The sequence below is a fragment of the Paracoccus versutus genome, assembly GCF_000763885.1.
GTDB lineage: Bacteria > Pseudomonadota > Alphaproteobacteria > Rhodobacterales > Rhodobacteraceae > Paracoccus > Paracoccus versutus.
Genome location: NZ_JRKO01000007.1, coordinates 104275 through 111951, shown reverse-complemented (window position 1 = coordinate 111951; position 7677 = coordinate 104275). Strand labels below are relative to the sequence as shown.

Below are 7677 nucleotides of genomic sequence, written 5' to 3'. Positions count from 1 at the left end.
CGCGCCCCGCGCCCCTGCGCCCGCCCCGGCCGGGACCGACAAGCCCCCCGTCCCCGCCGCCGAGCCGCATCCGAGCCCGGCCACCGCCGCCTTCGTCGAGGCGGCCTTCGGCGCCGGCAGCCGCCTGCCCGAGCAGCTGGCCCAGAACATCGAGCGCATCGAATCGCTGACCCAGCGCCTGATCAGCGCGCTGGCGCAGCGCCGCCCCTCCAATCCCGGCGTCGAGATGCCGGGCCCCGACCTTTTCGCCACCGCGACCTCGGCCTGGATCAAGCTTCTGGCCGAGCAGCCCGAGCGGGTGATCGGCCAGCAGGTCAGCTATTGGGGCGAGACGCTGCGCCATTTCGCCGAGGCCCAGGCCGCCTTCGCCCGCGGCACGCTGACGCCGCCGCCCAGCGAGGGGCCGCGGGACCGGCGCTTTGCCAACCCGCTGTGGGAGGCGCATCCCTTCTTCAACTTCATCAAGCGGCAATACCAGATCAACGCCCAGGCCCTGCAGGAGGCGGCAAGCGCGCTGGACCTGCCCGAGATGACCGACCGGCGCCGGATCGAATGGTTCACCCGCCAGATGATCGACATGATGGCGCCGACGAACTTCCTGGCGACCAATCCCGACGCGCTGGAAAAGGCGGTGGAGACCGAGGGCGAAAGCCTGGTCAGGGGCCTCGAGAACCTGGTGCGCGACGTCGAGCAGAACAGCGGCGAGCTGATCGTGTCGCTGGCCGACCGCGACGCCTTCCGCGTGGGCGAGAACATCGGCACCACCGAGGGCACGGTGGTCGCGCGCACCAAGCTTTACGAGCTGATCCAGTACAAGCCCACCACCGCGCAGGTGCATGAGATCCCGCTGGTGATCTTTCCGCCCTGGATCAACAAGTTCTACATCCTCGACCTCAAGCCGCAGAACAGCCTGATCAAATGGATCGTGGACCAGGGCCATACGCTGTTCGTGGTGGCCTGGAAGAACCCCGATCCCAGCTATGGCGACACCGGCATGGACGATTATGTCAGTGCCTATCTGGAGGTGATGGACCGGGTGCTGGACCTGACCGACCAGAAAAAGCTGAACGCGGTCGGCTATTGCATCGCCGGCACCACGCTGGCGCTGACCCTGTCGCTTCTCAAGCAGCGCGGCGACGACCGGGTGAACGCCGCCACCTTCTTCACCGCGTTGACCGACTTTGCCGACCAGGGCGAGTTCACTGCCTATCTGCAAGACGATTTCGTCTCGGGCATCGAGGAGGAGGCGGCGCGCACCGGCATCCTGGGGGCGCAGCTGATGACGCGCACCTTCAGCTTCCTGCGCGCCAACGACCTGGTCTGGGGGCCGGCGATTCGCAGCTACATGCTGGGCGAGACGCCGCCGGCCTTCGACCTGCTCTTCTGGAACGGCGACGGCACCAACCTGCCGGGGCGCATGGCGGTGGAATACCTGCGCGGGCTGTGCCAGCAGAACCGCTTCGTCAAGGAAGGGTTCGAGCTGATGGGCCACCGGCTGCATGTCGGCGACGTGACCGTGCCGCTTTGCGCCATCGCCTGCGAGACCGACCATATCGCGCCCTGGAAGGACAGCTGGCGCGGCATCGCGCAGATGGGCTCCAGGGACAAGACCTTCATCCTGTCCGAATCGGGCCATATCGCCGGCATCGTCAACCCGCCCAGCAAGAAGAAATATGGCCACTACACCTCGGATGCCGGCTTCCAGCAGGGCGAGCAGCACTGGCTGGACAAGGCGCAGCACCACGAGGGCAGCTGGTGGGGCCGCTGGGGCGAATGGCTGGCCCGGCGGGCGGGGGACATGGTCGAGGCCCGCGATCCGGGCGAGGGCTTCGGCCCCGCGCCCGGCCTCTACGTCCACGAGCGGGCGTAAAATTTTTCTGCACCGCAGCAAGAAAACCTTGCAATGCTGCGGTGCAGAAAGTATATGTTGGTCAGAACAGTTCAACCGGTGCCGAAGCTTCGCGCCGATCTAGGAGAGAGCAAATGGCCAAGACCCCTGACTTCACCAAGACCCTGCAAGAAGTGATGGCGAAATTCCCGGTCGACACCTCGTCGTTCCAGGACGCCTTCAAGTCGCAGACCGCGCTGGGCGAGAAGATGGCCCGCGTCGCGCTGGCCGCTGCCGAGCGTTCGACCGAGATCTCGGCCCAGTGGGCCAAGGACACCATCGCCCGCATGGGTGAGCTGACCTCGTCCAAGGAAGAGCCGGCCGAATACGCCAAGGCGCTGAGCGATTTCGCCACCGCCGCCGCCGAAATGGCTGCCGAGCACATGGCCGCCTTTGCCGAAGTGGCGAAGAAGGTCCAGATGGACACCGTCGACCTGATGCTGACCGCCGGCAAGGACCTGGCCGCCGACGCGCAGAAGGCCGCCGAAAAGGCCAGCCGCGAAACCCAGGCCGCGGTCAAGAAAGCCGCTGCCGCCGCGACCTCGGCCAGCACCGTGACCAAGGCCTGATCGCAGGCCCTTGCGGTTCCAGACGAAGGGGGGCAGTTCGCTGCCCCCTTTTTCCATGGCCGGGCCCGGTTCGTATCCGGCCGGGCCTCGATCTGGGCCCGATCCGGGGCTCGCCCCCTGCTTCCGGCGCAGCATGGCGATTTTCTTTGCATTTTTCCGGGCCATTTCCCATCATGCTGCAAATGCACTGCCGGAGGAGCCATGGCTGAGCCCGAGAACACGACCCCGCTTCTGATCAAGCGCTATGCGAGCCGCCGCCTCTACAACACCGAGACCAGCGATTACGTCACGCTTGAGGATATTGCGGGCTTCATCCGTGCCGGGCGGCAGGTGCGCATCGTCGATCTCAAGACCGGCGACGACCTGACCCGGCAATATCTGTTGCAGATCATCGCCGAGCACGAGGGCCGGGGCGAGAACGTCTTGCCCATCGACGTGCTGATCGACCTGGTGCGCAGCTACACGACCCAGGCGCAATCGGTGGTGCCGCAATTCCTGGCCGCCAGTTTCGAGATGCTGCGCGAGGGCCAGTCGAAGATGATGGAGAATCTGTCGACCTTCCCCAACCCGATGTCCTCGATGCCGGGTTTCGAGGCGCTCCAGCGCCAGCAGCAGCTGTTCCTGAAGGCGATGGCGGCGGGCTGGGGCGCGGGCAGCAGCGGCCCCGAGATGGAGGAAACCGAGACGGACGAGACCCGCAGCGGCAAGAAGGCTTCCGCGCCCGAGGACATGGCCGAGATCCGCCGCCAGCTTGCCGAATTGCAGAAGCGGATTTCGAAGCTTTGAGAGAACTGCGACTTGCACCCCGCCGCCCGTCGCGCTAGACGAACCGCCACGGACGGTTGGCCGAGTGGTCGAAGGCGCACGCCTGGAAAGTGTGTAGGCGGGGAACCGTCTCGAGGGTTCGAATCCCTCACCGTCCGCCACTTGCCCCCGCAAAAGCGTTCTCCCGATCCGGCTACGGCCGGATTTTCTCGTTGTTTTCGAGGGTTATGCGGGGAGATCTGTCAACCGGCCGAGTATCTGCAGAGCTGAAGGCCGTCTCTCAGGGCAGTTTTTCTCTGGACCCGTCAACCAAACCCCTATGGTTCAGAGGGTTAACGATATGATTTCATGCATATAAATTTCATTCTGTGCGGCAACCGTTCGCGAATTCCATCCGCATGCAAAAGGGACCGTGATCCAACCCCGCTTCATCCATTCGACTCAGGTTCGCCTTGGGGCAGCGTGCCCTCTGCTTCCCAGTCTGCGTAGCATCGCCCATCGGCTAGCTTCCACAGTATGCGTCCGTTCGCGCTGGCTCCGATGACTGTTGCTGCTGCTGCAGACGCTGATGTGAAACTGTAATCGCTGGCGAAGACCAACGTGCTGGCGTCTGCGCGAAGGACGCCCGATTTCAGAAGCGTCTCCCGAAGCGCGAGAGTGCCCTTGGGGATAGTGGGAGTAGTGCGTGCGCGGGCCTTGGAACCTGCCTTCACGACAAAGTCGCCCGATTGAGAGATCATCATTTCCGCGGAGAAGCCTTCCCCCCTGAAGAAGAAAACCGGGCTCGGATCGTCTGCGGTAGTAGCCAGTTGCTCCAGCGGTTCAGCGGTCCTGCCGCGCATCTCACGGAACAGATCCCATCCGAGAGCACCGACAAGCGTCTTGGTCTGGTCGACGAACTCCTCCATGGCCGCCCTGTCGGGCAGCGGGAGCTTGCCAGCATCTTCGGAAGGACGTTTGCTGTTTGGGACGTGCCAGCGTGGATTGCCTCCAACCGCACGGATTAGGCAAGCTTCCACATATCGCGCGTGGCTCTTTGTCAGATTTTCATCTTTGCTGATGAGTACAACGGTATCGGTCCAGTAAGCCTTCGGGTCACGACCTGCGTCATTTGAATTGTGGGTGTAAAGCCGCGAACCAATGCCTTCAGACTCGCCGATATAGGCGATCAGCCTGTCGGGTTCATTTTCGTCTGAGCCAATGAGCAGGTAAACACCAGGACGTTCAATCTCTGGAAACGCCTCCCTTACTCGCCGAAGCTGATTCCTTCGAAAGGCAATTGCTTGAATGGTCGACATGGAAATCTGAGCGACCCGAATACCGTTTGGGTCGCCATCAAGAAGGAAAATGTTTATCGAACGGGGCTTCAACTCGGCTAACGCCTTTCATGGAAGGTTCGGCAGGGAAGTGTAACGGTTCCCGTTGCTTTGAGCCTCAGCCGAGGTGTTTAGCTTGCGATAAGCCTCCGAAGACAGCCAACCAGACACGACCTTCTGAAACGATTTGTCGTTCATGAACCGTGCGAAAATCTCCTCGTTTTGATCCATGCGTTCAACAAATAGCGCCTCAAGCAAGTTCTTGAAGACGAGCTCGAACTTGTCGCCCGGATTAACGGCCGCCGCTTGCTTCAGCGCAGCATCAGAGATCGCCGCTTCCACGATCTGATCAAAGAACAGCTGGTCGGCCTGATTGAAGTCGGTGCCGAACCGGTCGTTGACGACATCGATGAGTCGCGAGAGCGACACCGCTTCCTCGTGAAGGACACCGGTTCCGACCTCGGATGGGCCATCGAGCCGGTTGGCCTCGCCATCATTCAGGCTAATCGAGCCTTCGCTGATCTTTTGCAGGCGGTAGTATTCAAGCCGCACCTCGTCATCGAACTGGTAGGACGGCCCGGCGCCGCGTTTCGGCAGTTTAGTCGCGAGGTGGCGCAGGAAAACATAGAGGCGTTCGAGGTCCGTGTCCTGGTAGGGAATAATCTGGCTGAGGAATGCGTAGAGACTGGAAAAGGCCATCATCTTGCCGCGCCAAAGCTCGGCCTCGTCGGGCTTGTCCTCCTGAAGGTCTTTGAAACGGGCGACGCACGGATCAAGTGCAGCATTCATCAACTGATGATCGTTCGGGCTTTGGCGCTGGCGAGGCTTGAAATATACCGCACTGAAACGCTCAAGGTCGGCGACGACGTAGACACCTTCAGCGTCGAGCTCACCCTTGATCTCATACATTCGAGCAGGGTCGACGTCTTCGCCGACCTCCGCGCCTTCGTAGTAGGTCTTGAACGCCTCGCGGATTTCATCGCGTTCGTTGACGAAATCGAGGACGAACGTGTCCTCCTTTAGGGGGTGGATTCGGTTCAGGCGAGACAGTGTCTGCACCGCCTGGATGCCGGCAAGTCGCCGATCGACATACATGGTGTGCAGCAAGGGTTGATCGAAGCCCGTCTGGTACTTCTCGGCAACGAGGAGCACCTGATATTCCTGCGTGGCAAAGACCTCGGGCAGTTCCTTCTCACGGACACCCAAGTTCATGCCCTCCTCCGTGTAGGTGACATCCTTCAGCTTGTCGTCCGTGACTACGCCTGAGAAGGCCACCAGCGATTTGATGGCATAGCCCTTCTCCTTCACATAGCGATCGAAACTCTGTTTGTAGCGAACAGCCTCGAGCCGCGAGCCCGTCACCACCATGGCCTTGGCCCGGCCACCGATCTTGTGCTGCGTCGCGGCGTGGAAATGCTCAATCATCACCTCGGTTTTCTGGGCAATGTTGTGAGGATGCAGCTTGAGGAATCGCGCTAGAGCGCGTGCCGCCTTCTTCCGCTCGACGTTCGGATCGTCCTCGCTTGCCTTGAGCAGTCGGAAATAGGTGGCGTAGGTCGTGTAGTGCTTCAGCACGTCGAGAATGAAGCCTTCCTCTATCGCTTGGCGCATTGTGTAGCGATGAGCGGGCTTGCCGTCGCGCCCGAACACCTTGAGCGTCTTGTGTTTCGGCGTAGCCGTGAACGCGAAAAAACTCAGGTTTGCCTGCCTTCCGCGTTTCGCCATGGACCGATACAGCTCATCCATGTCGTCCTCGTCATCGGCGGCCATGGCTCGAGCAGCCTCTTCGCGAAGGCCTTGCCCGCCGAGAACTTCCTTCAGGTCAGTTGCCGTCTCGCCGCCCTGCGAGCTGTGCGCCTCATCGATGATCACTGCACAGCGGCGCATCTTCAGCACACCTCCGTCGGCCTCTCCTCGTTCTTCGGCGATCTTGGTCAACTGACGCGAGACGAATGGAAACTTCTGAAGGGTGGTGATGATGATCGGCACGGCACTTTCGAGTGCTTCCGCCAGCTGACGCGAGTTCTCGTCGATCTTCTGGACAACGCCGTGCTTGTGTTCGAACTGGTAGATCGTGTCCTGTAGCTGCTTGTCTAGGACCACGCGGTCAGTGATGACGATCACACTATCGAAAACCCGCGCGTTTACGTCGTCATGTAGCGATGCAAGCCTGTGCGTCAGCCAGCCGATGGTGTTGCTCTTTCCACTGCCGGCCGAGTGCTCGATCAGATAGTTGTTGCCCACCCCTTCTCTTAGCGCTTTGTCGACCAAAGACCGGACCGCTTCAAGCTGGTGGTAGCGCGGAAAGATCATCGCTTCCTTCTTGACCTTTCGCCCTTGGTCGTCGCGCTTCTCCTCGACCTGGAGATGAATGAAGCGCGCGAGGAGGTCGAGAAGGCTGTCTCGCTGCAGCACCTCTTCCCACAGATACGCCGTTCGGTAACTTCTCCCCTTGGGGTCGGGCGCATTGCCAGCGCCACCGTTGTTGCCTTTGTTAAAGGGCAGGAAGTGGGTGGCCGCACCCGCAAGCCGCGTGGTCATGAACACCGTATCCGTGTCGGCAGCAAAGTGAACCAGCATGCGCCGCTTGAACTCAAAGATCGGCTCGCGTGGGTCGCGATCATGCCGGTACTGGTGCAAGGCGTGCTCGACCGTCTGTCCGGTCATCGGGTTCTTGAGTTCGACCGATACAACTGGAACGCCATTCACGCTCAGCGCCACGTCCAGGGACTTTTCGGAGGTCTTTGAAAAGTGCAATTGCCGCGTGAGCCCAACCCGGTTGGCGGCGTAGCGAGCTTCCAGCTCCGGGTTCAGGCCGTGCGCCGCCTTGAAGAATGCCACCCGCAGGGTCTTGCCGTAACACTTGAAGCCGTGACGCAAGGTGGCCAGAGAGCCCTCCCGGTCCATCCACTTGGTCAGATCGGCAAGGACTTGGGAGCCAGTTTTTTCCCCATGGAGCGCCTCCAGAGCCTTCCATTCCTTCGGTTGTGTGTCGCGGATGAAGGAAAGGACGGTCTCCGGGAAGATGGCGCGATCACGATCGAATCCCGACGCAGGTTCCGGCACGGAACCATTCGCCAGCATCGTGGCTTCGATGATGGTTTCGAACGCTCCTTCTGAATGTCGAGCGTGATTCATG

General features: G+C 61.3%; 5 protein-coding genes and 1 tRNA gene. 4 read left to right on the top strand and 2 right to left on the bottom strand.

Annotation, left to right across the window (positions count from 1 at the left end; translation table 11 throughout):
* From phaC to IT40_RS04565, 4 genes are all read left to right on the top strand, one after another.
* Nucleotides 1-1870: class I poly(R)-hydroxyalkanoic acid synthase (gene phaC / locus IT40_RS04580; RefSeq protein WP_052095745.1), on the top strand; the 1870-nt coding region annotated here is incomplete at its 5' end.
* Between the two features lie 113 nt (nt 1871-1983).
* Nucleotides 1984-2457 carry a phasin gene (locus IT40_RS04575; RefSeq protein ID WP_036751216.1) on the top strand — a complete coding sequence of 158 codons (474 nt, stop codon included), beginning with the start codon at nt 1984-1986 and terminating at the stop codon, nt 2455-2457.
* Nucleotides 2458-2658: 201 nt separating this feature from the next.
* Nucleotides 2659-3243 (top strand): polyhydroxyalkanoate synthesis repressor PhaR, encoded by a 585-nt coding sequence (phaR, locus tag IT40_RS04570; RefSeq protein WP_036751214.1) that lies wholly within the window; start codon nt 2659-2661, stop codon nt 3241-3243.
* Nucleotides 3244-3293: 50 nt separating this feature from the next.
* Nucleotides 3294-3383: transfer RNA gene (locus IT40_RS04565), tRNA-Ser, on the top strand.
* Between the two features lie 267 nt (nt 3384-3650).
* Here the strand turns inward: IT40_RS04565 and IT40_RS04560 are convergent.
* Entirely contained in the window at nt 3651-4592 is a 942-nt protein-coding gene (locus tag IT40_RS04560; protein WP_036751212.1) for a GIY-YIG nuclease family protein, read from the bottom strand.
* A gap of 15 nt (nt 4593-4607) precedes the next feature.
* Complete coding sequence (locus IT40_RS04555; RefSeq protein ID WP_052095744.1) at nt 4608-7676, bottom strand: type I restriction endonuclease subunit R; 3069 nt, start codon at nt 7674-7676, stop codon at nt 4608-4610.
* Between the last annotated feature and the right edge of the window lies 1 nt (nt 7677).